A 25,672-nucleotide genomic window follows, 5' to 3' on the forward strand; every position below is an offset into this window, starting at 1 on the left:
ATGGGCATTCGCCCATTTCCGCCCTACGTTTTGGTTTAGCTGCCTACGCCAACAAACAGGGCGACGATACAGCCCATTCCGAAGGCCCAGACGAGAGTGCGGGCGCTGGCCCAGTCGGCAATGTAGCAGACGGTAAACAAAACGCGGCTGGCGACGAACGCCAAGGCGATGCCGTCAATGGTGCCCTGCGGCGCGGTGGCGGCCAGGTGGGCGATGATGACGGCAGCGGCGAAGGCCGGGGTGACTTCAAAACCGTTCTGTTGAGCCCAGTGGGCGCGTTTGCGACCGCCTTGCAGGGTTTCCAGGAACTCCCTGGGGTTATGGTTTTGCTTGGGGCCGAAGCCGCCCTGGAACTTGGCCAGAGACGTTGCAAGGTAGGGCAGGAAGATGGCGGCAAGCACGCACCAGTAAGCAATGGTCATGAAGTTCTCCTTGGTTTTTTTAAATGTGTTGGGGGCTGGCAGGCAGAGTCAGGTTCAGTTGAAAGTTCAAAGTTGAAATGCGAAGAGAGGCCCTGGCAATTTCCAGCTCTGGTGCCCCGCGCTTCACGGTTAAGGTTCGCGGGCAGGGCATTTAAGCTCTCGATAAACCCTTCCCGCGCTTTTCAACTTTAAACTTTGAACTTTCAACTCGATCTTGCACCAACGCCGCTTCGGCAGACTGCCTCAATCGCCGTCGTTCTCGCGTGAGACCGAGGCTAGCAAGCACTGCTCGATTATCGCAAAACGATCCTGCCCCCATACCATGTCATCTTGTGTCATAAAGCTGGGCACCCCCCAACTGCCTGCGGCCATCATGGCGTTGCGGTTGTCCTCGGCACGGTCGCGCCAGCTGTCATCATCCAGCCAGCGGCGGGCCCGATTCCAGTCCAGTCCGGCGTTCTCGACCAGGAACTTGAGGCCACCATCGCTGGCCGCGTTGATCCCCTGGCTCCAGATACCGGTGGCGGCAGCGCGCAGCCATTCTCGCAAGCGGCCTTCCTTCTCTGCGAAGGGCCACAGGGCCATGCAACGTTCTACCCCCGGGCCCACCGGATCGCAGACCCGGCCGAAGGGTACCTGGTGGAGACGCGCTTCCCGGGCCGCATCCTTGAGAATGTAGAAGCGTTTTTCCTTCGGTACGCTCAGCCCGCGCATGACCATGGGCAGCACGGGGCGGATCTTCAGGTTCAGCCCGTAATGGTCCGCCAACGCATAGGTGCGGGACAGGGCGATATAGGAATAGGGGCTGCGAAAGGAAAAGAACATCACCAGCGGCTTGCCTTTCAGTGCCGCTTCGCTGTTGCTCAGCTGGGCCCGTTTGGCCCGACCGTAGGGCAGGGGCCAGTCCTGGCTGCCGAGGCCCAGGGCATTGAGACGGTGGGCAAGATGATCCAGCCGTTCTACGCTCCAGTACCACTCCCCCTGATACAGCAGGGTGCCAGTGAGGTAATGGCCATCGCTGAGGAACTGGTCACGGCGGGCTTCCAGGGCCAGCTGTGCCTGATCTGCGGGCATCTGGCCATGCTCGCTGAGCAAGGCCTCCAGCTTGTCATGATCATGGCGCCACAGGGCATCGGCCAGCGCTGCCGCCAGGCTCCAGAATCGTTCATCCTTTTCATGGCGCAGCAGGCAGCGGGTGGCGGCCAGGCTGACTTCCCGCTGTGGCAGCTGCCAGTCTTCCGGGAACTCCAGCGCGTGCAGTGCTGCCAGCTGACGGGCATCCCGTGGGGCCAGTTCGGCGAGCATATCGGCGGCGGGGTACATCTGTTGGTCCAGATAGAGCATGACCCGCGGGGTAATCTGAATGCCGAAGTGTCGGGCAAAGCGGGGCAGAACCTGTGCCATGAGCACAGAATAGGGGTCATCAATGCGGAAGTAGAAGGTGGCCGCATGGGGCTGGCGACGCAGGGTTCGCCGCCACTCCAGCAAGCGCCGGCGTATCTGTTGCAGGCCTTCGCTGGTAATCAGCCCGGCGAACAGCGGCATCAGTTTATGTTTCAGGCTCATGCGGTCGGCAGCTCCTTTGGCGGGGACGGGTTCTGGCCAGAATGATGACTATAGCCTAAGGCATCCATGCCTTTCCGTGAAAAGGGGTAAAAACGCTCGATGCTAGACGCCAGATGCCGGACGGGAAAGGCGAAAACCCGCTCTGCCTCTGACGTTAATCTTTCTGCGTCTGGCATCAGGCGTCAGGCGTCCAGCGCCACAACAACAAAAAAGGCGACCCATGAGGTCGCCTTTTTTGTTGTTGCGGCTTTCCGGGAATTACTCCCCGATCTGGCTCAGATCACGCACTGCGCCGCGGTCGGCACTGGTGGTCAGGGCCGCGTAGGCCTTCAGTGCCGTGGAGACGCGGCGGGGGCGGATCTCCTTGGGTTTGAATGCCAGCTTGCCGCGGTTTTCCATATGGGTGCGGCGGTGGGCCAGCTCCTCGTTGCTGATATCCAGATTGATGGTGCGGTTGGGGATGTCGATGGCGATGGTGTCGCCTTCTTCCACCAGCGCAATGGCGCCACCTTCTGCCGCTTCCGGAGAGGCGTGGCCGATGGACAGGCCAGAAGTGCCACCGGAGAAGCGACCATCGGTGAGCAGGGCGCACTGCTTGCCCAGCCCCTTGGATTTCAGATAGCTGGTGGGGTAGAGCATTTCCTGCATGCCCGGGCCGCCTTTCGGCCCTTCGTAGCGGATCACCACCACATCACCGGCCACGATCTGGTCGCCAAGAATGGCGCGGACCGCAGACTCCTGGGATTCGAACACCCGGGCACGGCCGGTGAAGGTGAGGATGGACTCGTCCACGCCCGCAGTCTTCACGATACAGCCGCGCTCGGCGATGTTGCCGTACAGCACCGCCAGCCCGCCGTCCTTGCTGTAGGCGTTCTCGTAGTTGCGGATGCAGCCGTTCTCGCGGTCATCGTCCAGGCTCTCCCAGCGGGTGTCCTGGCTGAAGGCGGTCTGGGTGCGGATGCCCGCCGGACCGGCGGTGAACATCTTGCGCACGCCTTCATCGCGGGTGCGCATGATGTCGTAATGCTCAAGGGCTTCGGCCACCGTGGCGGAATGCACCATGGGGATATCCCGGTGCAGCAGACCGGCCCGATCCAGTTCACCGAGGATGCCCATGACGCCCCCGGCACGATGCACATCTTCCATGTGGAATTTCTGGGTGGCGGGGGCCACCTTGGACAGGCAAGGCACCTTGCGGCTCAGGCGGTCGATATCTTCCATGGTGAAGTCCACTTCCCCTTCCAGGGCAGCGGCCAGCAGGTGCAGAACCGTGTTGGTAGAGCCGCCCATGGCGATATCCAGGCTCATGGCGTTTTCGAAGGCCTGTACGTTGGCAATGTTGCGTGGCAGCACCGCTTCCACATCCTGCTCGTAGTAGAGCTTGGCGATATCCACGATGCGGCGACCCGCTTCCAGGAACAGCTCGCGGCGGTCCGCATGGGTAGCCAGCAGGGAGCCGTTACCGGGAAGGGACAGGCCCAGAGCTTCGGTGAGGCAGTTCATGGAGTTGGCGGTGAACATGCCGGAGCAGGAACCACAGGTGGGGCAGGCGGAGCGCTCTACTTCATTGACGGTTTCTTCATCCACGCTGTCATCGGCGGCCATGACCATGGCATCCACCAGATCCAGTTTGCCCTCTGCCAGCTTGGTCTTGCCAGCTTCCATGGGGCCACCGGATACGAAGATCACCGGGATGTTCAGGCGCATGGCGGCCATCAGCATTCCCGGGGTGATCTTGTCGCAGTTGGAGATGCACACCAGCGCATCGGCGCAGTGGGCGTTGACCATGTATTCCACGGAATCGGCGATGATGTCGCGGCTGGGCAGGGAGTAGAGCATCCCGTCGTGGCCCATGGCGATGCCATCATCCACCGCGATGGTATTGAATTCCTTGGCGATCCCGCCGGCCTTTTCCACTTCGCCGGCGACCAGCTGGCCCATGTCCTTCAGGTGTACGTGACCGGGCACGAACTGGGTGAAGGAGTTGGCGATGGCGATGATCGGCTTGCCGAAGTCGCCGTCCTTCATGCCCGTGGCGCGCCACAGGGCGCGGGCGCCGGCCATATTGCGGCCATGGGTGGTAGTACGGGAGCGATACTGCGGCATGGGAACCTCGTAATGGTCAGTAACTGTGCATAAGGGGAGACATTGTAACCCACAGAGGGGGGGATCTTGTAGGCGCGATGCGCCGCGACATCTGGGCCGCTGGATTGTGGGAACTTCAGCTTGCTGGATGAATGCTGAGGTGATTGTGGTTCTTGCCTGGACGGCTGGTGGCCTGGCTGAGATTTTATCGCGCTATGACACGTGCTTGTCCTCGCCGGACGGGCCCAAAGGGGTGTAGCGCGACACCCCTCTGGACACCCCCGCGCCCCGACTCCGTTCGACCCGCTGCGCGGGCACACTCCGGTACTCACCCTGTGCCGGACGCAAAAAAGACTCGCTCCGCTCAGACAGGTTTTTTGCTCTACGCCGTCACAGGGCTGCGTTCCTCGACTCACTCTAACGGGGAAGATTCCGTGCTGATGGCATTGGTGCTTTTCATGCACAAACGGAAGAGGGTTACTGTGGGAGTGTCGGTTATTCGCTGCGCTCACCCCTTCGGGGCCGGCTTGCAGGCGTTCCTTCGCTTCGCTCGGTGAGGCGCGAATTCTGCGGTGACGGTGGCTCCCACTTAGCCGACATGACACCTGCTGATATTTCATCGCACTATGATACGTGCGTGTCCTCGCCGGACGGGCCCAAAGGGGGAACTGGCTCCCCCTCTGGACTCCCCGCCACCCCGACTCCGTTCGACCCGCTCCGCGGGCACACTCCGGTACTCGCCCTGTGACGGACGCAAAAAAGACTCGCTCCGCTCAGACAGGTTTTTTGCTCTGCGCCATCACAGGGCTCCGTTCCTCGACTTACTCTAACGGGGAAGATTCCGTGCTGATGGCATTGGTGCTTTTCATGCACAAACGGAAGAGGGTTACTGTGGGAGTGTCGGTTATTCGCTGCGCTCACCCCTTCGGGGCCGGCTTGCAGGCGTTCCTTCGCTTCGCTCGGTGAGGCGCGAATTCTGCGGTGACGGTGGCTCCCTCTTTGCCGGTATTACACTCACTTTCACGTCATCGCGCCAAACAAACGTGCGAGTCCGACCTGAGTGTCGTGCTGGTAACCAGATCAAGGTATTGTAGTGTCCGGGATAACGGAAGAGATGAAGAAAGGGGGGAAGAGAGATGGGGCGATTTATCCTGCTTCTTGTGTGCCTGGTAAGCCAGGCCGCGTGGGCTGCGAGTACGGCAACGACAAATGTTTTTCATCATGCCCAGAAAGGCGACAGCTTTGAGGTAGAGCGCTGGATACGTAAAGGAGGGAATCCCTCCTACGTGTATTTCAGCAAAGGCGAGAACGCGATGCAGCATGATAAACGCTACACGCCTGTCCATGCCGCTCTGGCTTGGGCAGGAGGCGATCCCGTCGACGTTATTCGTGTGCTGCTGAAATACGATGCGGATATCGAATACTTCGCTGATGTAAATCTGAGATATGCAACCAGGGATTCCTATGGGATTCCGCCTCTGTATCGTGCAGTAAGTCGTGATCAAGTGGAATCTGCCCGCGCCTTGATCAGGGCGGGTGCGAAAACCCGCTACGACTATCGCCGCTTTGATGAACCGGAATTGGCAAAAGGCGACCCCTTTGATCCTGACGTGGTTTTTGCGGATTCCAGGAAAATGCAGCAATGGAAGGCGCGGGCAGCACTGACGAGTTATGTGGAGTCCGCAGAGATGGCTACCATGCTGAGTCAGGAGAACGCCATTTCAATGGTGGAGCTGGGGGCTCTGCTTGCCCAGGGAAAACCTTATGGCCGTGAATTGGCGGCTAAACTGGGTGTTAGTCCGTTTGCCACGGGAAAGATTTATGGTGTGGATCCAGGGTATGCGGCGCTGGTGGGCGAGTTCCTGCAAGAACTGGATGGTTACAACCGGAAAAGTGGGTCGCTCTCAGAAGAGGACCGTCAGTTACTCGCTTCGTTAAACAAGATGAAGGCGGGTTTGGCCAAGGAGCTGCTTCTTGCGGTGGATGAGAGTGGCTGCTCCCTGTCCGAGGATCTTTTCGTGGAAGGCGGGGTGAAGCTGAACCTGTTGATCATCGTTGCCGAATCCGGCGGACCGGTCTGCTATCAATATTTTCAGCGAAAGGGTCTGGGCTGGCCGGATGATGTCAAAGCGGTGGGAGCTGGCCCATTGCATGTGGCTGTCCGTTTCAATAACAGCAATCTTGCCAAGTGGCTGATTGAGCAAGACCCAGGTCTGCTCGACAGCAAGGACAATGAAGGTCGCCGGCCGCTGCTGTATTCCCAGAATGAGGGGATGGTCAGGTTCCTGCTTCAGAATGGGGCGACACCGCCCGAAGCGTGGAAGGATTAATTGGCTGGCTGTTTCTCCTGATGATAGTGGCTCTCTTCCTGGAGGGCGCCGCTCTCGTTGATATGTCATTGCACTATGACACGTGTGTGTCCTCGCCAGACGGGCCCAAAGGGGGAACTGGCTCCCCCTCTGGACTCCCGGCCACCCCGACTCCGTTCGGCCTGCTCCGCAGGCACACTCCGGTACTCGCCCTGTGACGGACGCAAAAAAGACTCGCTCCGCTCAGACAGGTTTTTTGCTCTACGCCGTCACAGGGCTGCGTTCCTCGACTCACTCTAACGGGGCAAGGTGGAAGCTGCCGTGCTGATGGCATTGGCGTTCTTTCTCGCACAAACGTAGAAGATGGCTGTAGGAGTGCCGGTTATTCGCTGCGCTCACCCCTTCGGGGCCGCCTGGCAGGTGTTCCTTCGCTTCGCTCGGTGAGGCGCTAAATCTGCGGTAATCGTGGCTCCCTCTTAGCTGAACCTCACCCGCTTTAGTGGACACCTTTTCCTAACCAAAGGAGGAAGAAGTACCAAGTCGATGGGGTTATCTAGAGGAGCGGTTCTTACCCCGGGCTTGCTCGCCAAGTTTTACCAAGTAGCTTTCCAGGGCCGTTCTGACCAGATCGTTAAGGCTTTTGTGCTCCCGGCTGGCTGCTTCGGCGGCGGCCAGGTGCATGGCGTGACCGACTCTGACGTTGAAGGTGCCCTTACAGGGTTTTTCCGGTTTGATGTCTTGGGCTTCGCACTCGCTCAGGTAGTCATCGACGGCCTCATGAAATGCGGCCTGTAGTTCTGCCACTGTCTCCCCTTCGTAGTTCACCAGAGCCTGCAGGTAGAGCAGCTTACCGTACAGGATGTTGTCTTCCGGGCTGGCCTCAATGGAGCCGATATAGCCCCGGTATTTCATTTCATTTGCCATCAGATCAGCCCTCCGTTCTCGAGCTTTTCGATAATTTGCCTGCGTGCGTATTTCTTCAATTCATTACCCGGGTGTGGTTTGTGAAGATTGATCATGTCTGCGGGATTGCCATTGCTGAATTTCACCCTTGATCCGCGACCTTCCTGTTTCTCGTAACCCAAACGGTGCAAAAGTTTCTCCAGCTCTTGCCAGGTAAAGCTGCCGTTCAGGTTCCGCAGCCTGGCAATCAGCTTTTCAGGTTTTGACATTCCTTGTCCTCCCTAAGGTGTAGGCTAGGTAATCACTGGCTCTTATGCAACTGTAAATGGTTGCAATAGGGGGCAAGGCTGTAATGAGGGTGGACGTAGCATTGAACCTGCAGGATGGTTTCCCCGTTAGAGTGAGTCGAGGAACGGAGCCCTGTGACGGCGTAGAGCAAAAAACCTGTCTGAGCGGAGCGAGTCTTTTTTTGCGTCCGTCACAGGGTGAGTACCGGAGTGTGCCTGCGGAGCAGGCCGAACGGAGTCGGGGCGCGGGGGAGTCCAGAGGGGTGTCGCGCAGCACCCCTTTGGGCCCGTCCGGCGAGGACAAGCACGGTTATCGGTGCGAAATGATTTCAGGTAGGCAGCATGTCATCCAGGCAGGAGCCACAATCCCTTCCTAATCGCCATGCAAGCACAAGCATAGGCTCCCGCGGCGATAGCCCTACAACGGCTTAACAAACACCTTCGAATTCCGCTGCCAGTTATACAGCGACTGCCGGGCCCCCGGCAGTGCATCCACCCCGGCCGCTTCAAAGCCCTGCTGTTGAAACCAGTGGGCGGTGAGCGTGGTGAGCACGAACAGGCTGTTCAGTCCCTGCTCCCGTGCCCGCCGTTCCACATACCCAAGCAGCTGCGCGCCGCGCTCGCCTTTGCGATAGCTGGGATGCACGGCCACGCAGGCCAGTTCGCCGGTCTTGTCATCCGGGAACGGGTAGAGGGCGGCGCAGGCGATGACCATGCCGTCCCGCTCGGTGATGGCGAAGCGGTGGATTTCGGTTTCCAGCAGTTCCCGTGAACGGCGCACCAGGGTGCCGTCCGATTCCAGTGGCTCGATCAGTTCCAGAATGCCGCCCACGTCTTCGATACGCGCGCCGCGAACGGTTTCGTAGGTTTCCCGGGTGACCAGGGTGCCGCAGCCGTCGCGGGTGAACAGTTCCTTGATCAGGGCGCCGTCCACATTGGCATCCAGAAGGTGAGCGCGGCCCACGCCATTGCTGGCCGCATGACAGGCAGCGGTGAGTTGACGGTCGATGTCGCTGTCCTGAAACACATCGTCTGCCAGCAGCTTGCCGGCTTCCTGGGGGGAGAGCTCGCGCAGTTGGTGGTCGTTGCCATCGGTGAGGCGCAGCTGGTTGCCGATCAGGATCAGTTTGTCGGCCCCCAGGGCAATGGCGGCCGTGGAGGCCACTTCCTCGGCGTTGACGTTGAACAGTTCGCCGGTGGGGGAGCAGCCTAGCGGGGAGAGCAATACCACGTTGCCGGCGCTGTGCTGTTGACGAATAGCGTCCACGTCGATGCGCCGCACTTCACCGGTGTGCTGGTAATCAAAGCCGTTTCGCACTCCCACCGGTTTGGCGACCACAAAGTTGCCGCTGACCAGGCGGATGCTGGCGTTATGCATGGGGGAGTTGGCCAGCCCCATGGAGAACAGCCCTTCCAGTTTCAGACGCAGAGCGCCCACCGCTGCCATTACCCCACCCAGGGCAGCGGTATCGGTAATGCGCATGTGCTGTTCGAAGGTGGACTCGATGCCCGCCGCCGCCAGCCGCGCGCTGATCTGCGGGCGGGCGCCGTGAACCAGCACCAGCTTGATGCCGAGGCTATTCAGCAAGGCCAGGTCATGAACCAGGGTTGGCAAGCGTGGCTCGTCCAGCAGTTCCCCGGCCAGCATGACCACAAAGGTTCGGCCCCGGTGCGCGTTGATGTACGGCGAGGAGTGGCGGAACCAATGAACCTGATTGTCGGGTGTGGTGCTGGACACGGTGTTTTCCCTGCTGTTTTCCCGGAATGGGGCCAGTAAGTGGCTGATTGGCCAGTATAGCCAGTGGGAGCGTGCGGGCGCTAGCGGTCGCTACGGAGCCGCTGTGGGAGCTTGCCTGCAAGCGAAAAAGGCCAATTACGAGGCACGAGTTTCGAGTTGCGAAAACCTGAAAGGCAGAGCGGGGCTTTTGCCTTCCGAAACTCGTTACTCGAGCCCCGAAACTTTCTGCATTTTCAGTGGGCTAAATCGCTTGCAGGCAAGCTCCCACAGTGGCGCTGCCGGAAGTTGTGCCAAACAAAAACGCCGCCCGGAGGGCGGCGTTAGCGTGTTGCTTGCTGCGTGAAGCGTGCAGCGTCTCCTTAGGCCCCAAACAGACCCTTGAAGAAGTAGAAGAACAGGATGGACAACAGCGCCCCTGCGGGCAGGGTGACCACCCAGGAGGTGAAGATGGTGCCGATCACGCGCAGGTTCAGGGAGCCGATGCCGCGTGCCATGCCCACGCCAAGGATGGCGCCCACCAGGGTGTGGGTGGTGGAGATCGGCAGGCCGGTGCCGGAGGCCAGTACCACGGTGGTGGCGGCACCCAGCTCGGCGGCGAAACCGCGGGACGGGGTCAGCTCGGTGATCTTCTTGCCCACGGTGGCCATTACCCGGGCACCGAAGATGGCGAGGCCGAACACGATGCCCATGGCGCCCACCAGCAGGATCCAGCTGGGCATGGGAGCCTTGGCGCCGACCTGGCCGCCGGAGGCGATCACGCTGTTGATGGCGGCCAGTGGGCCCACGGCGTTGGCCACGTCGTTGGAGCCGTGGGCAAAGGCCATGGCACAGGCGGTGAAGATCATCAGCACCGCAAAGACGCGCTCCACGGAGCTGAAGCGAAAATCCTTGTCCGCTTCCGGGTCCGGCTTGATGCGCTTGAGGAACATGCTGCCTACGACCATCACGATGGCGCCGCCACCCAGGGCCCACAGGAAGCTCTGCAGGAAGGTCAGGTGCAGGCCTACGTGCTTGAGGCCCTTGACCATGGTGACCATGGAGATCACGAAGCCCACCAGGAACATGTAGTAGGGCACCACTTTCTTGGCCCGCTCGAAGGGGTCATCGTGATTCAGCACCAGTTTCTGCACGCTGCGTATCAGTGCGAAGGAGATAAACCCGGCCAGCAAGGGCGAGGTGACCCAGCTGGCAACGATGGAGCCCACCTTGTCCCAGTGCACCGCGTCCATGCCCAGGCCCACGGCGGCAAAGCCGACAATGGCACCGACGATGGAATGGGTGGTCGAGACTGGCCAGCCGAACCAGGAGGCCACCATCAGCCAGATGCCGGCGGCCAGCAGGGCGGACATCATGCCATACACCAGATATTGCGGGGCATGGGAGAAGGTTTCGGCATCAATGATGCCCTTGCGGATAGTGGCGGTGACTTCGCCCCCGGCCAGGTAGGCCCCCGCAAATTCGAAAATGATGGCGATGATCACCGCTTGCTTCACGGTCAGTGCCTTGGCACCCACCGAAGTGCCCATGGCATTGGCCACGTCATTGGCGCCTACGCCCCAGGCCATCAGGAAACCGAAGCCGCCGGCGAGCAGTAGCATCAGAAAGGCGTTGTCGAGCATCCACTCCATAAGAAATCTCCTAGCGTGCGACCAACATCTGCAGGCGGCCGCCCACTTTCTGGGCGCGATCAGCCAGATCGCCTACCCATTCGATGATCTTGTAGAGGAAGATGACGTCCACCGGGGACAGTTCTTTTTCCAGTTTGAACAGGGTGGAGCGAATGACGATTTGTTGCTCGTCATTGGCGCGCTCCAGCCGGTCGAGCTCTTCGATCAGTTCTTCCACCAGACGAATTTCACGCCCGCTGAAGCCGGTTTCGATCAGCTCATCCAGCTCGTTGATGGCTTTCTGTGCCTGGGCGGAGGTATCGATGGCGCCCTGAACATAGCTGCGCATGGCATCGGCAAGGGTCGGGGGGATCGTCATTTCCCGGCCCAGCATCAGCCCGGAGATGTCCTTGGCCTTGTTGGCGACCTTGTCCTGCACGCTGATCAGCTCGAGCAGATCGGTGCGTGGCATGGGCAGGAACAGGCTTTTGGGCAGGTTGAGACGGAACTCTTTCTTCAGTTCGTCGGCCTGGTTCTCCAGCTCGGCGACCTGTTTGCGCAGGGTGCGGGCCTTGTCCCAGTCGCCACTGATAACGGCGTCAAAAAACTGGCCAAGACTGCAGGCGCACTCGTGTACGGTGTCGTAGTGTTGCTGGAGGGGTTTGATCGGGGAGCGGCCAAACAGGCCGGCAATGGAGCTTCCTAAGGACATAAGCGCCTCGGATCCTGGTTAGGGGGCTTCTATTTTCCCATGTTGCCGGAGACCCGCCTATGGCTGGCTCTGGCGGACGACGATGCAGCATGTCACATTGTCGTCATGAAATTGGTCGCGAGTATAGAGAATGCGGGCCGGGCTGTCAGGGGGTTAAGGGTCTCTGGATGGTGGCGGGTTGTTAGGGGTACAGTTGAGTAGCTTCCTAAACCCCTTGTGCGCTGGGCGCACAAGGGGTTTGCAAGAGGCTTGAAGCACAGATAACGATAAGCGCACCTGACCGAAGAGTAGGTGCTGAACAGAATTCGGAGAGACTTGAGTGAACGCCACTGCCAAACCTGCCGTACCTGATGGCTTGCAGATTGATGTGCGCTGGTTGATGCGCGAATTGCTGGATGAGGGGCGGGTCAGTCAGGAAGACTTCAACGTCATTTCCACCACGCCAAGGGAAAAGAAGGAGCTGAACTGGCACCCGATTCAGGTGCTGGCCAAGTACCGGCTGACGGATCGCTCCAATACACACCAGATTCTGGATGTGGACTTTCTCACCGACTGGTTGGGCAAGCGGGCGGGCATCCGTGTCTACAATATCGATCCGCTCAAGGTGCAAGTGGACCAGGTCACCAATGTGATGAGTTACGCCTTTGCCGAGCGTCATGGCATTGTGGCGGTGGAGGTTCACAGGGACAAGGTGGTGGTGGCTTGTGATCAGCCTTTCCTGAGCGACTGGAAAGGCCACCTCCAGCAGGTTTTGCGAGAACGGGAACTGGAGGTGGTGCTCGCCAACCCGGAGCAGCTGCGGCGCTACCGTATCGAATTCTACAATCTGAGCCGTTCCATTGCCGGTGCCAGCGGCAATACGGGCCAGGAGTTGAGTGGCATCACCAACTTCGAGCAGCTGCTGGAAGTGGGCAAAGGGCACCATGATGCGGACGATCAGCATATCGTCAATATCGTGGACTGGATTCTGCAGTACGCGTTTTCACAACGCGCCAGTGATATCCACCTTGAGCCGCGCCGGGATGCGGGCAAGATGCGGTTCCGTATTGATGGGGTGCTGCATGATGTCTACGAGCTGCCGGCGGCCATCATGGCGGCGGTAACCAGTCGACTCAAGATTCTCAGCCGCCTGAATGTGGCAGAAAAGCGCAAACCCCAGGATGGTCGTCTGAAGACCAAATCCCCCGAGGGTAATGAGATCGAACTGCGGATTTCTACCTTGCCCACGGCGTTTGGCGAGAAGATGGTCATGCGGGTGTTTGACCCGGATGTGCTGGTGCGCAGCTTCGAGCAGATGGGCTTCACCCGCGAGGATTACGATACCTGGCAGAAGATGACAAAGAACCCTCACGGGATCATCTTTGTTACTGGCCCCACCGGCTCGGGCAAAACCACCACCCTGTATTCCACCCTCAAGCAGCTGGCTACCAGTGAAGTGAATGTGTGCACCATCGAGGACCCCATCGAGATGGTGGAGCCCAGCTTCAACCAGATGCAGGTGCAGGCCAATATTGATGTGAGCTTCGCCCAGGGGGTGAAGGCCATGCTTCGTCAGGACCCGGACATCATCATGATTGGTGAGATCCGGGATCTGCAGACGGCGGAAATGGCCATCCAGGCGGCCCTGACCGGCCACCTGGTGCTGTCCACTCTGCACACCAATGACGCGCCGTCCTCCATCACTCGTCTGGTGGATCTGGGGGTGGCGCCGTACATGATCTCCGCCACGGTGATCGGTGTCATGGCCCAGCGCCTGGTGCGGACCCTGTGCCCCAGTTGCAAGGAAGAGGTGGCACCGGATGCGGATGCCTGGGAGGAGTTGGTGCGGCCGTTCAAGATGAAGATGCCGGAAAAGATCTGCCGCCCGGTGGGCTGTCTGGAGTGTCGCGGCACTGGCTATCTGGGGCGGATGGGGGTCTACGAGACTCTGCCGCTCAATACCGCCATGAAAAACAACATCACCCGGGGCGCAGAGCTGGAGACCCTGACTCGGCAGGCGCTAAAAAGTGGCATGAAGCCGCTGCGTATCAGTGGTGCCATGAAAGTGTCCAAGGGCCTGACCACCATCGAGGAAGTGATGCGGGTAACGCCGTCGCAGGATATTTTGATGGGGTAGGGAAGCTACGCGCTGTGAGCTATGAGCTATGAGCTGCGAGACGCGGGCGGAGAGTGGCGGCTAGTCTGGCAGGTCGGGACTCCGCGCTGAAATGCTTGCTGCGAAGCCGCAGCAGGCGTTTCGGTTACTCGCTCCGTGCCCCCCTCTGGGGCCCACTTTGTGCGTTACGCCGCGTTGCTACACTCTAGTCTTCCGTAGGGTGGAAATTGGCGAAGGCCAATCTCCACCATCCAGGCTTGGCGGCAGAGATCGGCCTTCGCCGATTTCTGCCCTACGGTCTGGTTATTCATTTCCCGCCTGGCAGCTGAAAGCTCGCAACTCGTAGCTGTTATTCCCGCTTGTAGCTTGCCCCGTCGCGTACGACAATAGCCCACCATGAATGAACCCCAATATTCCGCCCTTCCTGATGAACTCTCGGTGCTGGTCAGCCAGCACTGGCAGAGTTTCGTTGAATCCGGCAATACCATGCCTGCAGCACTCCATGATGACCTGCCCCGTGTCTGGGCTGGTTCGGATTATGTGGCAAGCCAGTTCCTGCGGGATCCCGAACTGGGGCAGTGGCTGGTCGACAGCGAACTGAGTCAGCCTCTCGAGGCGGAATCATTGCACCAGCAGGTGCGTGAACAGCTGACAGATTGCGATAGCGAAGACGAGCTGAAGCGCCGGGTACGCCGTCTGCGGCACCGGCACATGGTGCGCATTATCTGGCGGGACCTGGCCGGTATTGGCGACTATCACAGTACGGTGGCGGACCTGTCCCTGTTGGCCGACACCCTGATCGATGAAGCTCTGGCCCTGCTGTATCGCTGGGCCTGTGAGCGCAGCGGCACTCCCACCGCACCGGATGGCAAGCCTGTGCAGCTGGTGGTGTTGGCCATGGGGAAATTGGGCGCCCGGGAGCTGAACCTGTCCTCGGATATCGACCTGATCTTTGCCTATGAACACGAGGGCGAGCTGGAAGGAGGGCGTCGCCCCCTGTCCTACCATCAATTCTTTGTGCGTCTGGGCCAGCAGCTGATCAAGGTGCTGGACCAGACTACCGCGGATGGTTTTGTCTTCCGGGTGGATATGCGTCTGCGCCCCTGGGGCAAGAGTGGTGTGCTGGCCATTGGCTTTGATGCCATGGAGGGTTACTACGAGACTCAGGGACGCGAATGGGAGCGGTATGCCCTGATCAAGATGCGCCCGGTGGCCGGTGACCTTGAGGCCGGTGCCCGCCTGCTCAAGCGACTCACGCCCTTCATGTACCGTCGCTATATCGATTACGGGGCCTTCCAGTCCCTGCGGGAAATGAAGTCCCTGATCGAGCGGGAGGTGAACCGCAAGGGCATGCAGGCGGACGTAAAGCTGGGTGCTGGCGGCATCCGCGAAGTGGAGTTTATCGTTCAGGCCTTCCAGTTGATTCGTGGTGGTCAGCTGCCGGCCCTGCGCGAGCCGAACCTGATCAAGGTGCTGCCCTTGCTGGTGGAGCAGGAGCTGCTTCCCGAGGATGTGGCGGACGAACTCACTGACGCCTACCTGTTCCTGCGGGATGTGGAGCATCGCCTGCAGGCCGTGGGTGACAAGCAGACCCAGCGTCTGCCGGACGACCAGCTGGGCTGGCAGCGGCTGACCTTTGCCATGGGCTTCTCTGCCCGGGCGGCGTTTGAGCGCAAGCTGCGCCGACATCGGGAGAATGTGCGTCTTCATTTCAGTCAGGTAATTGCCGATCCGGAACAGGAAACCGAGGCCGTCCAGGGGGCGGATCAGGAGTTGCTGGACCTGTGGTTGGGAGAGCTGGATGACGAGGCGGCGGTGGCCCAGCTCCAGGGCATTGGTGTGCTGGATGCGGAAACCGTTTATGCCCGCCTGAATGCGTTCCGGGAAAGCCGGGCGGTGCAGAACATGCAGGCCATCAGCCGCCAGCGGCTGGATCGTCTGATGCCGTTGATGCTGGAGGCGCTGGGCTATCAGGGCCATGGTGAAACCACTGCGGTACGGCTGCTGAACTTTGTGGAATCGGTGCTGCGCCGCAGCGCCTATATCGCCTTGTTGGTGGAAAACCCCGGGGCACTGACTCAGCTGGTGAAGCTTTCCGGTGCCAGCCCCTGGATCGCCGAACGATTGGCGCTGCACCCGGTGTTGCTGGATGAGCTTCTGGATGTGCGCACCCTGTATTCACCACCGGAACGGGCGGAGCTGGACGACGAGCTGCGCCAGCAGCTGTTGCGGGTGGCCGAGGATGATCTTGAGCAGCAGATGGAAGTGCTGCGGAACTTCAAACAGGCTCATCTGTTGCGGGTGGCGGCCTCGGAAGTGACCGAGGTGCTGCCGTTGATGAAGGTGAGCGATTACCTCACCTGGCTGGCAGAGAGCATTCTCAACCAGGTGGTGATGCTGGCCTGGGAGCCGCTGGTGGAGCGTCACGGTCGCCCATCGCGGGACAATGGCCAGCCCTGTAACCCGGATTTTGTGGTGGTGGGCTACGGCAAGCTGGGTGGTATCGAGTTGGGCCATAACTCAGACCTGGATCTGGTGTTTCTCCACGATGCCGCCAGTGGCGGGATGACCGATGGTGACAAATCGGTCTCCAACGAGCAGTTCTATGCCCGGCTGGGGCAGCGCATCGTGCACATTCTTTCTACCCGCACCATGAGTGGCCAGCTCTATGAAGTGGACACGCGCCTGCGCCCCTCCGGCAGTGCCGGTTTGCTGGTGAGCTCCATGGATGCGTTCGAGAAGTATCAGCTCAATGATGCCTGGACCTGGGAGCACCAGGCACTGGTGCGTGCTCGTGTAGTGGCCGGGTGTGACCGGTCACGGCAGCGTTTTGAGGGGATTCGCCACAAGGTGCTTTGCGCCGGGCGGGAGCAGCAGTCGCTGCGTGATGCCGTGCTGGAAATGCGTGAAAAGATGGTCAGCCATCTCAGTGACAAGCGCGAAGGCCGATTCCATCTCAAGCAGGACCCCGGTGGTATCGTTGATATCGAATTTATGGTGCAATACGGGGTTCTGAGATGGGCCTACTCCCACGGTGAACTGACCCGCTTCACCGATAACGTGCGGCTACTGGAAACCCTGGCCGCGCTGGACATCATGTCGGCGCAGGATGCCGGCCTTTTACGGGAAGCGTACCTCGCTTACCGGTCCGCGGCCCATCGCGCCTCGTTGCGCAAAGAGAAATCCATTGTCGACGACACCCGTTTCCGTGATTTGCGGGAAGGCGTTCGAGCGATCTGGAAGCATTGGTTCGACCTGTAGAGCGGTCGCTCAAAGGTCCATAGCGTTGGAGACACATTGCCATGTCGATGGCTGTAAGAGACGGTTTTATCTGGCTGGATGGAGAACTGGTTCCCTGGGAAGAAGCCAAGGTTCACGTCCTCACTCACACCCTGCACTATGGCATGGGCGTCTTTGAAGGGGTGCGAGCCTACGAAACCGCCAAGGGTCCGGCAATCTTCCGCCTCAAGGAGCACACCGACCGTCTGTTCGGCAGTGCCCACATCATGAACATGAAGATTCCGTTCTCCAAGGACGAGATTAACGCCGCCCAGGTGGAAGCCGTGAAGGCCAACGACCTGCCCCACGCCTACCTGCGCCCCATGGTGTTCTACGGAAGCGAAGGCATGGGTCTGCGTGCCCACAACCTGAAAGTGCACGTGATGGTAGCGGCCTGGGAATGGCCGGCCTATATGTCCCCGGAAGCCCTGGAATTGGGTATCAAGGTGCGCACCTCCAGCTACACGCGCCACCATGTGAACATCACCATGTGCAAGGCGAAGGCCAACGGCAACTACATCAACTCCATGCTGGCGCTGAACGAAGCGCTGTCCGGAGGCGCTGATGAGGCCCTGCTGCTGGACAACGAAGGTTATGTGGCAGAAGGTTCCGGTGAGAATATCTTCGTGATCAAGAACGGTGTGATTTTCACGCCGGAGCTGACCTCCTGCCTGGACGGGATTACCCGCAAGACCATTATTCAGCTGGCCGAAGAACGTGGCTACACCGTTCGCGAGAAGCGCATCACCCGTGATGAGATCTACGTGGCCGACGAAGCCTTCTTCACCGGCACCGCTGCCGAAGTGACCCCGATCCGCGAGCTGGATGGCCGTATCATTGGCGCCGGCAAGCGGGGCCCGATCACCGAGCTGCTGCAGAGCACCTACTTTGATCTGGTCACCGGCAAACTGGATGACCAATACGGAGAGTGGCTCACTTACGTGAGCTAAAGCCCGGGATGTCCGAAACGCCGTCCGCCATCCTTGTTGTCGGCCCGTCCTGGGTCGGCGACATGGTGATGGCGCAGACCCTGTTTTCCGAACTGCGCCGCCAATACCCGGACTGTGCCATTGACGTGCTGGCGCCTGCCTGGTGTCGGCCGTTGCTGTCACGTATGCCGGAAGTGCGCGAGGCGCTGGCGCTCCCCTTCGATCACGGTGATCTGAAGCTTGGCGAGCGGCGCGCGCTGGGCAAGTCCCTGCGTGGGCAGTACCAGCAGAGTTATGTGCTGCCCAATTCTCTCAAGTCCGCCCTGGTGCCCTGGGCCGCGAAAATCCCCGCCCGCATTGGTTGGCGAGGCGAAATGCGCTACGGCCTGCTCAACGACGTGCGCTCACTGGACAAGGAGCGCTATCCGCTGATGGTGCAGCGCTTTGTGGCGCTGGCCTTGCCGGAAGATGCCCCGGTGCCGTTGCTGGATGAAATTACCGCGCCTCATCTGGAAGTGGATGATGCGTCCCGGGAGAAGGCCATGGCGACCCATGGCCTGCCGGTGGAGCGGGCGGTGCTGGGACTGTGTCCCGGTGCCGAATTCGGCCCTGCCAAGCGTTGGCCGGAGCAGCATTATGCGGCGGTGGCCCAGCACTGGATCGATCATGGCGGCCAGGTGTGGATCTTTGGTTCCGGCAAGGACCAGCCGGTGGCCGATGATATCGTGGCGGCCCTGGACGAAGGGGCCCGTAATCATGCCTCGGTGCTGGCAGGCAAGACCTCCCTGGAAGAGGCTGTGGATCTGCTCTCGGCTACCCATGCGGTTGTCAGTAATGATTCCGGGCTGATGCACATTGCCGCGGCGCTCAAACGGCCGCTGGTGGCCGTGTACGGTTCCACCTCGCCGGGCTTTACGCCGCCGCTGGGAGACCGGGTTGCCGTGGTGCGTCTGGGGCTGGAATGCAGCCCCTGCTTTGAACGGGAATGTCCTCTGGGCCACCTGAACTGTCTCAAGCAGTTGCCGCCAAACCGGGTCATCGAGGCCCTGCAACAGCTTGAAACCGCGGATGCCTGAGCCGGTGATGCCATGCGCGTGCTGTTGATCAAGACCTCCTCCATGGGGGACGTGATTCACACCCTGCCGGCGTTAACCGATGCCCGTGCGGCCTTTCCTGATCTGCAGGTGGACTGGGTGGTGGAAGACGCCTTTGCCGATCTGGCACGCCGCCACCCTGCCGTCGCCAATGTCTTCCCCTGTGCCCTGCGCCGCTGGCGCAAGCATCCTTTCAAGGCCCGTCGCTCTGGTGAATGGGGTGTCTTTAAATCGGCCTTGCAAGCGACAGACTACGATGTGGTGATTGACGCTCAGGGGCTGATCAAGAGTGCCTTTATTACCCGCCTGGCCCGTGGCCCCAAATTTGGTTTGGACAAGCATTCTGCCCGTGAGGGGCTGTCTGCCAAAGTGCTGGATCATCCCCAGGCGGTAGCCAAAGGTCAGCATGCTATTGCGCGGGTTCGCCAGCTGTTTGCCCTGTCTCTGGGGTATGCATTGCCCGCCAGCCGACCGGACTATGGTTTGCCGCGCAGCCATGTGCCCACACCGCTGGCGCAGCCTGCTGAGCTGGTGTTCTGTCATGGCACGACCTGGGTGACCAAGCACTACCCGGAGGCCTTCTGGCGTCAGCTGGTGGAGCTGGCCTGTGCGGAGGGGCACCGGGTACATCTTCCCTGGGGCAATGACACGGAAAAGGCGCGCGCGGAGCGTCTGGCGGACGGGATCACGCAGGCCTCGGTGCTGCCGAAGATGGGGCTGGATGCACTCACTGACAAGCTGTTGTGCTGGGATGCCTTCGTGGCCGTGGATACCGGCCTGGCTCATCTGGCTGCCGCTGCGGGCCTGCCGGGCCTGGCGCTGTATGGCCCAACGGACCCGGTGTTGACTGGTGTGCAGGGGGTGAGGGCCGAGTCCCGGGCGGCGGATTTCCCCTGTGCCCCCTGTGTCCAGGAGAGGTGCACCTACCGCGGGGAGTTGGGTAAAGGGGTGTCGCCGCCCTGCTTCAGCACCCTGAAACCGGAATTTGTCTGGCGCGAACTGAAGAGGCTGAGCCCGTGAAGCTGGCCATGGTGCTGTATCACTATTTCCCCTGGGGCGGGCTGCAGCGTGACTTTGCCCGCATTGCCCGGGAAGCGGTGCAACGGGGGCATGAAGTGGTGGCGCTGGTCAGTGACTGGGAAGGCGATGCCATCGAGGGCGTTGCCATTGAGGCCCTGTCTGTCACTGGGCGCAGCAATCACGGGATGATGGCGGCGTTTGCCCGTTCGCTCAGCGCGCATCTTCAGCACAATTACTACGACCGGGTACTGGGGTTTAATCGTCTGCCCGGACTGGATGTGTATTTTGCTGCCGACAGTTGCTTTGCGGCCCATGTGGCCGGCAAGCCGGCCCTGGTGCGCGTACTGCCGCGCTATGCGACCTACCTGAAACTGGAGCAAGCTGTCACCGCACCCTCCGGCCCGCATATCCTGTTTCTCAATGAAGATCAGCGCGACCAGTACCGGCACTACTATGATTTGCCGGAAAGCCGCTACTCCCTGTTGCCGCCAGGCATCGAAGCGGATCGTCGCCGTCCTGACAATCACGTCGCGCTGCGTGCCCAGACCCGCGCCGCACTGGGCGTCAGTGATGATGAGTCGCTGCTGTTGTTCCTCGGTTCCGGCTTCAAGGTGAAGGGGCTGGACCGGGCGCTGGCGGCGTTTGCCACGCTGCCGGCGTCCGCAAAGCTGATGATTGTCGGCAACGATGATGCTGCCCCCTATCTGGGCGCCGTGACGGCGGGGGTAAGGGAGCGGATTCAGGTACTGGGGCCCCGTGATGATGTGCCGGCCTTGATGCAGGCGGCGGATCTGTTGCTGCATCCTGCTTACCGGGAGAGTGCCGGCATGGTTCTGCTGGAGGCAACAGTGGCGGGGCTGCCGGTGCTGACCACGGATACCTGTGGTTATGCCCGCTATGTTACCGAGGCGGGTTCCGGGGAGGTGATGACGTCACCGTTTAGCCAGGAGGCGCTGAACAGAACCTTGAACAGCATGCTGAACGACTTGCCCGGAAAATGGAAGAAGAAGGGGCTCGCCTACGCCGAGTCACCGTCCCTGTATCAGTTGCCCCGGAATGTTATCAATGCGGTGGAGTGTGGCTCGTGATGCTTTTTCTGCGTGAGGATATCGCCGCGCTTTGGGGTGAGCGGGATCCGTTTGCGTGTGCCGCCGAGCAGGACGGTGATATTTTCCGGGCGCGCGAGGGGCGCCGCACACTCCGTTTCCATGGCAATGGGCGAAGCTATTTTCTCAAGTATCACGGCGGGATCGGTTGGAAGGAAATCTTCAAGAACCTGACTCAGGCAAAGCTGCCAGTGCTCGGAGCCATGGACGAAGTGAATGCCATCGAGGCAGTACGCGCCGCCGGACTGGATACCATGACCGTTGCGGCCTACGGCAGTCGGGGGATCAATCCTGCCGGGATCGAATCCTTCATTGTTACTGATGATCTGGTCGGCACTCTGAGTCTGGAAGAGGTCGGTGAGCAGTGGGTAGCCAGTGGCCACGTCCCTGTGGTGTTCAAGCGCGCCCTGATCGCGCGGGTGGCTGACATTGCCCGTCGCATGCACGGGGCCGGCATTAACCATCGAGACTTTTATCTGGCCCATTTTCTCATGCCACAGGAGGATGTGGCCCGCCAATCGGTTCAGGGGCCCATGTATCTGATTGACCTGCATCGCTCCCAGGTGCGCAGCAAGGTGCCCCGTCGCTGGCAGATCAAGGATCTGGGCGGGCTGTATTTCTCTACCGCCCGTTTCGGCATGACCCGCCGGGATCTGTTGCGTTTTATTCGGGACTATACCGGGCTGCCCCTCAGGGAGGCGCTGAAGGAGGCGTCGATTTGGGCTGCTGCCCGCCATGAAGCGGATAAGATCTATCGGCGTTACTTCGAGGTGGAGCCGCAATTGCCACTGCAATTCAATGAGCACCCCGGCAAGGATATCTGACATGTCAGACGCTAATGTGCCCACAGTCACCATGAAGGCATTGCTTGAGCAGCGCCAGCCGCAGCTGCCTGCACAGCTTCAGTGTGGGGAGCATCAGTGCGAAGTACGGTCTTTGTTGCGCTTTTTCCCTGGTCGCCGTGGCGTGTACCGCGCCCGGCTGGACGGGGGCGAGGAGGTCATTCTCAAGCTGTACACCCGTCAGCCCAGGGCGCGCCGGGAGCTTCACGACGAAGCTGCGGTGCTGCGTGCGTTGAAAGCCCGCGGCGTGGCGGCGCCGGCCATTGTGGCCCGCCTTGAGCAGGGCGAGGAACAGGGCCTGGTTATCGAGGATCTTGGTCAGACGTCGGCGAGTGCTGTTCTCGCCTCACTGGCGGATGCTGATGTTGCGAAACTGGTGAATGGGCTGGTGGCATTTACCGGGCAGATGCACGCTGCAGGCGCCCTGCAGGAAGACATTCACCTGGATAACTTCGTGCTGCACGAGGGGAGCTGGTATGTGATCGATGCCGGCGGTGTGAAGCTGGCGGAGCGATTCTCCAAAACCGCTCGCTTGCAGAATCTGGCCCTGCTGCTGGCGCAGTTCCCACCGTTGACGCTGCCCTCCCCGGAGCAGATCGTGGCCGCTTATCAGCAGGGTGTGACGGTGCCTGAATTGGTTGCCATCGTCCGCCAGGCCCGTGAGAAACGGTTGAAGCGGCTGGTAAAGAAATCCCTGAGGGACTGCACCGAATTCGCCACGTTGGAACGGCACGGGCTGAATGGTATGGCCCGACGCGCGGATGCGCCCATGGTGGAAGCCATGCTCGATACGGGGCTGGATGCCTTGCTGGACAGCAGTGAGCTGCTCAAGGACGGCAACAGTGCCACCGTAGGCCGGGTTCGCTTCCAGGGGGAAACCCTGGTGATCAAACGCTATAACGTGAAGAGCGCCATCAAGCGTATCGGGCGCCAGTTCCGCAGTCGCGCCCGCAATTCCTGGATGAATGCGGCCTATCTGGGGCTGGTGAACGTGGCAACGCCGCAGGCGGTTTGTTATCTGTCCTCCCGCAAGGGTGGATTGAAGGACCGTGAATACCTGGTATGTCGCAACGTGAGCGGTGAAATGCTGCCGGAAATGTGTGAGCAGGGCGGAGAAACGCGCCTCTCGGCACTTCGGCAGATGGCAGACTTTTTCGTCACCATGGCATTGATGCGGTTCAGCCATGGTGACAGTAAGTATACCAATTTCATTTTTCAGGAAGGGGGCCTGCAGGTGCTGGATCTGGATGGCATGGTGCGTCACCCCGGTGCCAGCCTGGAGGCGGATCTGGCCGGGCAGCGGCAGCGTCTTTTCCGGAGCTGGAAGCCCAGGGAAGCGCTGGCGCCCGCTGCTGAAGAATGTTTTCTCGGCTTTTACCATGAGCGCAAGGCAACCGTAGAGAGCTGGCTATGAAGACCCTGATCGTTTCCACTGATGGCAAGCTGATGGTGACGCGGCCTTTGTGGCAGGCGGCAAGACAGTTTTTTGATTTCGATCATGTGGAAGTGACCCGTGAGCATGGACTGGAAGCCTACTTCAACGAGGCGGATTTCAGCGGTTACGACCGGGTAGTGGCAGACACCAATCTGCGCCGGTTGGGCAAACGTTATCAGTGCCTGAAGCGCGCCCCGGGACTGGTGGTGTTCGATCATGATGTCTGCCAGAACAATGTGCCCAGCAGTGAGTGGTATCACCGTTATCCGGCGGTCCTGCGTGATCTGGGCAAGGTGCGCATTATCGTATCCGGTGCGGCCCTGGCCCAGCAGCTTTGCGACGAGGGCATTGATGCCTGCTACCTGCCCAAGGGCTATGACGATAACGTTATTTCCCCTTTGGGTATTGAGCGGGATCATGAGGCGGCGTTTGTGGGGCGGGTAAAGAACAAGGTGTACAAGCGCCGCAAGAAGTTCCTGCTGCGACAGGAAAAACTGGGACGGCTGGCGCTGTTGCGGGCGGAGCCCGGCGATGCCTATAACCGTTTGCTTAATCAGATCCGGATTTTTGTCAGCGCGGATATCGGTTTTGGCGAATACATGATCAAGAATTTCGAAGCCATGGCGGCGGGGTGTGTTTTGTTGGCCTGGCGACAGCCGGATATCGAGCAACAGTCGCTGGGGTTTATTGATGGCGAGAATGTGGTGCTGTACGACAGCGAATCCGAACTGCTGGAAAGGCTGGCCTGGCTGAAACAAAACCCGGACCTGTTGAACCGGATTGCCAGCGCGGGTCAGCGGTTGGTATCCCAACGGCATACCTGGACGGAACGCATGAAGGCCATGCCCGGGCTGTTGCAGCCAGAGATTCAGGCCGCGCCGCCAACGAACTGGTTGGATCGCCTGCGAATCATGGGAGCGGGAAAATGACGGCGATCAATCTGCATGTGGTGGGCTGCCCCCGAAGCGGTACCACGCTGATGGCAGAAATGTTGGTGGCCTGCTATCCGCATCAGGGGCATTCCGACCATGAAGAAACCCTGTTCAAGGTCGGGCCCCATGAAGACGGCATTCGTTTGTCGAAGAAACCCAACGATATCCTGTGGATGAGGCCGGTACTGGAGCGTGATCCCAACCTGTTCGTGATCGCCATGATGCGAGATCCGCGCTCGGTGATTTGCAGCCAGCACAAGGCCTGGCCAGGCATGTATTTCTGTAATTATCCGGTCTGGAAGCGGGCAGAAAAGGGGGCGGCGAAGATTGCCGGGCACCCCCGGGTGTTGCTGTTGCGTTATGAGGACCTGGTCCGCGATCCCATGAAGATACAGGCAGAGATTGAAGCGAGGTTTCCATTTTTGACCCGCAGTCATGACTTTGATCGTTTCCACGAAGTGGCAGAGTCCGGAGAGGATGCGCAGAACGCCCTGGGAGGGGTGCGCGAAGTGGATCTATCGAGGATTGCTGGCTGGAAGGCGCACTTGCCAAGGCTGAAACAGCAGATCGAGCGCTATCCTTCATTGGTCAAGGATCTGGTACAGCATGGATATGAAGTGGATGATCAGTGGCTGGAATGTCTGGTGGACGTGGAGCCGGAAAACTTCCCCTGTCGGTACTCGGATTCGTCGGAGTTCTGGAAGCATCTGGAGCAGAAGCTGCGCTTTTTTGGCAAGCGTCGACGTTACTACAAGGCAAGAGGGCTGTAACCATGCAGCAATGGCGTGAGTTTATTTTTCTCGGCCTGACCAATCATCTGCCAAGACTCCGGTTCAGTGACAAGATCCGCTGGCTGCTGCTCAAGGCGGCAGGCTTTGATATGCAGGGGCGTTCTACGGTGTATGGGCCGGTGATCCTTCGCCCTATTGGTGGTGCGAAATCGGTGTCCATCGCCAAGGGCTGCTTCATCAACACGGAGGTTCGTTTTGCTTGCCCGAAAGCACGGATCAGCCTGGGCGAACGTTGCCGCATCGGGCCGCGGGTCTGTTTTGAGGGCGCCCAGCACAGCCTGTATCTCAATGAAAAAGGGCGTCGAGGCACCACCGGGGCACCGATTGTGGTTGGGGACGATGTGTGGATTGGTGCAGGAGTGATCATTACCGCGGGTGTCACCATTGGCGAAGGTGCCGTCGTAGCCGCTGGCGCAGTGGTGAGCAAGGATGTGAAGCCCTTTACCCTGGTGGGCGGGGTGCCGGCAAGAGTGATTCGGGATCTGAGTGTCAAAGATGATTCAACCGGTGAAAACTGATC

General features: G+C 60.2%; 20 protein-coding genes. 12 read left to right on the top strand and 8 right to left on the bottom strand.

Annotated features, from left to right (window positions below; translation table 11 throughout):
* Window positions 1-35 precede the first annotated feature (35 nt).
* From HF945_RS01160 to ilvD, 3 genes are all read right to left on the bottom strand, one after another.
* The gene (locus tag HF945_RS01160) at window positions 36-422 is read right to left on the bottom strand and encodes an MAPEG family protein (RefSeq protein ID WP_290523965.1); all 387 of its coding nucleotides are present in this window, start codon (window positions 420-422) and stop codon (window positions 36-38) included.
* A 243-nt stretch (window positions 423-665) separates the two neighbouring features.
* Window positions 666-1,988 carry a DsbA family protein gene (locus HF945_RS01165; RefSeq protein WP_290523966.1) on the bottom strand — a complete coding sequence of 441 codons (1,323 nt, stop codon included), beginning with the start codon at window positions 1,986-1,988 and terminating at the stop codon, window positions 666-668.
* A 258-nt stretch (window positions 1,989-2,246) separates the two neighbouring features.
* Window positions 2,247-4,094: a dihydroxy-acid dehydratase gene (gene ilvD / locus HF945_RS01170; RefSeq protein ID WP_290523967.1), complete on the bottom strand. Its 1,848-nt coding sequence runs from the start codon at window positions 4,092-4,094 to the stop codon at window positions 2,247-2,249.
* 1,115 nt (window positions 4,095-5,209) lie between these two features.
* Here ilvD and HF945_RS01175 point away from each other — a divergent pair.
* Entirely contained in the window at window positions 5,210-6,403 is a 1,194-nt protein-coding gene (locus HF945_RS01175) for an ankyrin repeat domain-containing protein (RefSeq protein ID WP_290523968.1), read from the top strand.
* A 528-nt stretch (window positions 6,404-6,931) separates the two neighbouring features.
* Here HF945_RS01175 and HF945_RS01180 read toward each other — a convergent pair.
* The 5 genes from HF945_RS01180 to HF945_RS01200 form a co-directional block, all read right to left on the bottom strand.
* Window positions 6,932-7,306: a type II toxin-antitoxin system HicB family antitoxin gene (locus HF945_RS01180; protein ID WP_290523969.1), complete on the bottom strand. Its 375-nt coding sequence runs from the start codon at window positions 7,304-7,306 to the stop codon at window positions 6,932-6,934.
* Window positions 7,306-7,554, bottom strand: a complete 249-nt coding sequence (locus HF945_RS01185; protein WP_290523970.1) for a type II toxin-antitoxin system HicA family toxin — start codon at window positions 7,552-7,554, stop codon at window positions 7,306-7,308. The genes HF945_RS01180 and HF945_RS01185 overlap by 1 nt, the downstream gene beginning before the upstream one ends.
* Window positions 7,555-7,990: 436 nt before the next feature.
* A complete protein-coding gene (gene argA, locus HF945_RS01190) occupies window positions 7,991-9,310 on the bottom strand; it encodes an amino-acid N-acetyltransferase (protein ID WP_290523971.1) in 1,320 nt (439 codons plus the stop codon).
* A 359-nt stretch (window positions 9,311-9,669) separates the two neighbouring features.
* Entirely contained in the window at window positions 9,670-10,938 is a 1,269-nt protein-coding gene (locus tag HF945_RS01195; protein WP_290523972.1) for an inorganic phosphate transporter, read from the bottom strand.
* A 10-nt stretch (window positions 10,939-10,948) separates the two neighbouring features.
* Window positions 10,949-11,629 (bottom strand): TIGR00153 family protein, encoded by a 681-nt coding sequence (locus HF945_RS01200; protein WP_290523973.1) that lies wholly within the window; start codon window positions 11,627-11,629, stop codon window positions 10,949-10,951.
* A 379-nt stretch (window positions 11,630-12,008) separates the two neighbouring features.
* On the opposite strand from HF945_RS01200, the gene HF945_RS01205 reads away from it, so the two are divergent.
* The 11 genes from HF945_RS01205 to HF945_RS01255 all read left to right on the top strand — a co-directional run bounded on the left by HF945_RS01205 (window position 12,009) and on the right by HF945_RS01255 (window position 25,670).
* Window positions 12,009-13,745 (top strand): GspE/PulE family protein, encoded by a 1,737-nt coding sequence (locus tag HF945_RS01205; RefSeq protein ID WP_290525369.1) that lies wholly within the window; start codon window positions 12,009-12,011, stop codon window positions 13,743-13,745.
* 375 nt (window positions 13,746-14,120) lie between these two features.
* Window positions 14,121-16,985, top strand: coding sequence for a bifunctional [glutamate--ammonia ligase]-adenylyl-L-tyrosine phosphorylase/[glutamate--ammonia-ligase] adenylyltransferase (glnE, locus tag HF945_RS01210; RefSeq protein ID WP_290523974.1), 2,865 nt, complete (start codon window positions 14,121-14,123; stop codon window positions 16,983-16,985).
* 41 nt (window positions 16,986-17,026) lie between these two features.
* Window positions 17,027-17,953, top strand: a complete 927-nt coding sequence (locus HF945_RS01215) for a branched-chain amino acid transaminase (RefSeq protein WP_290523975.1) — start codon at window positions 17,027-17,029, stop codon at window positions 17,951-17,953.
* Between the two features lie 8 nt (window positions 17,954-17,961).
* A complete protein-coding gene (gene waaF / locus HF945_RS01220) occupies window positions 17,962-19,008 on the top strand; it encodes a lipopolysaccharide heptosyltransferase II (protein WP_290523976.1) in 1,047 nt (348 codons plus the stop codon).
* 12 nt (window positions 19,009-19,020) lie between these two features.
* A complete protein-coding gene (gene waaC / locus HF945_RS01225; RefSeq protein WP_290523977.1) occupies window positions 19,021-20,046 on the top strand; it encodes a lipopolysaccharide heptosyltransferase I in 1,026 nt (341 codons plus the stop codon).
* Window positions 20,043-21,134 (top strand): glycosyltransferase family 4 protein, encoded by a 1,092-nt coding sequence (locus tag HF945_RS01230; RefSeq protein ID WP_290523978.1) that lies wholly within the window; start codon window positions 20,043-20,045, stop codon window positions 21,132-21,134. Before waaC ends, HF945_RS01230 begins: the two co-directional genes overlap by 4 nt.
* Window positions 21,134-21,976 (top strand): lipopolysaccharide core heptose(I) kinase RfaP, encoded by an 843-nt coding sequence (gene rfaP, locus HF945_RS01235; protein ID WP_290525370.1) that lies wholly within the window; start codon window positions 21,134-21,136, stop codon window positions 21,974-21,976. Before HF945_RS01230 ends, rfaP begins: the two co-directional genes overlap by 1 nt.
* 1 nt (window position 21,977) lies before the next feature.
* A complete protein-coding gene (locus tag HF945_RS01240) occupies window positions 21,978-23,408 on the top strand; it encodes a phosphotransferase (RefSeq protein ID WP_290523979.1) in 1,431 nt (476 codons plus the stop codon).
* Window positions 23,405-24,358, top strand: a complete 954-nt coding sequence (locus tag HF945_RS01245; protein WP_290523980.1) for a glycosyltransferase — start codon at window positions 23,405-23,407, stop codon at window positions 24,356-24,358. The genes HF945_RS01240 and HF945_RS01245 overlap by 4 nt, the downstream gene beginning before the upstream one ends.
* Window positions 24,355-25,131 carry a sulfotransferase domain-containing protein gene (locus HF945_RS01250; protein WP_290523981.1) on the top strand — a complete coding sequence of 259 codons (777 nt, stop codon included), beginning with the start codon at window positions 24,355-24,357 and terminating at the stop codon, window positions 25,129-25,131. Before HF945_RS01245 ends, HF945_RS01250 begins: the two co-directional genes overlap by 4 nt.
* 2 nt (window positions 25,132-25,133) lie before the next feature.
* The gene (locus HF945_RS01255) at window positions 25,134-25,670 is read left to right on the top strand and encodes an acyltransferase (protein ID WP_290523982.1); all 537 of its coding nucleotides are present in this window, start codon (window positions 25,134-25,136) and stop codon (window positions 25,668-25,670) included.
* The last annotated feature ends 2 nt before the right edge of the window (window positions 25,671-25,672 follow it).

The organism is Alcanivorax sp., from assembly GCF_017794965.1.
Lineage (GTDB): Bacteria > Pseudomonadota > Gammaproteobacteria > Pseudomonadales > Alcanivoracaceae > Alcanivorax.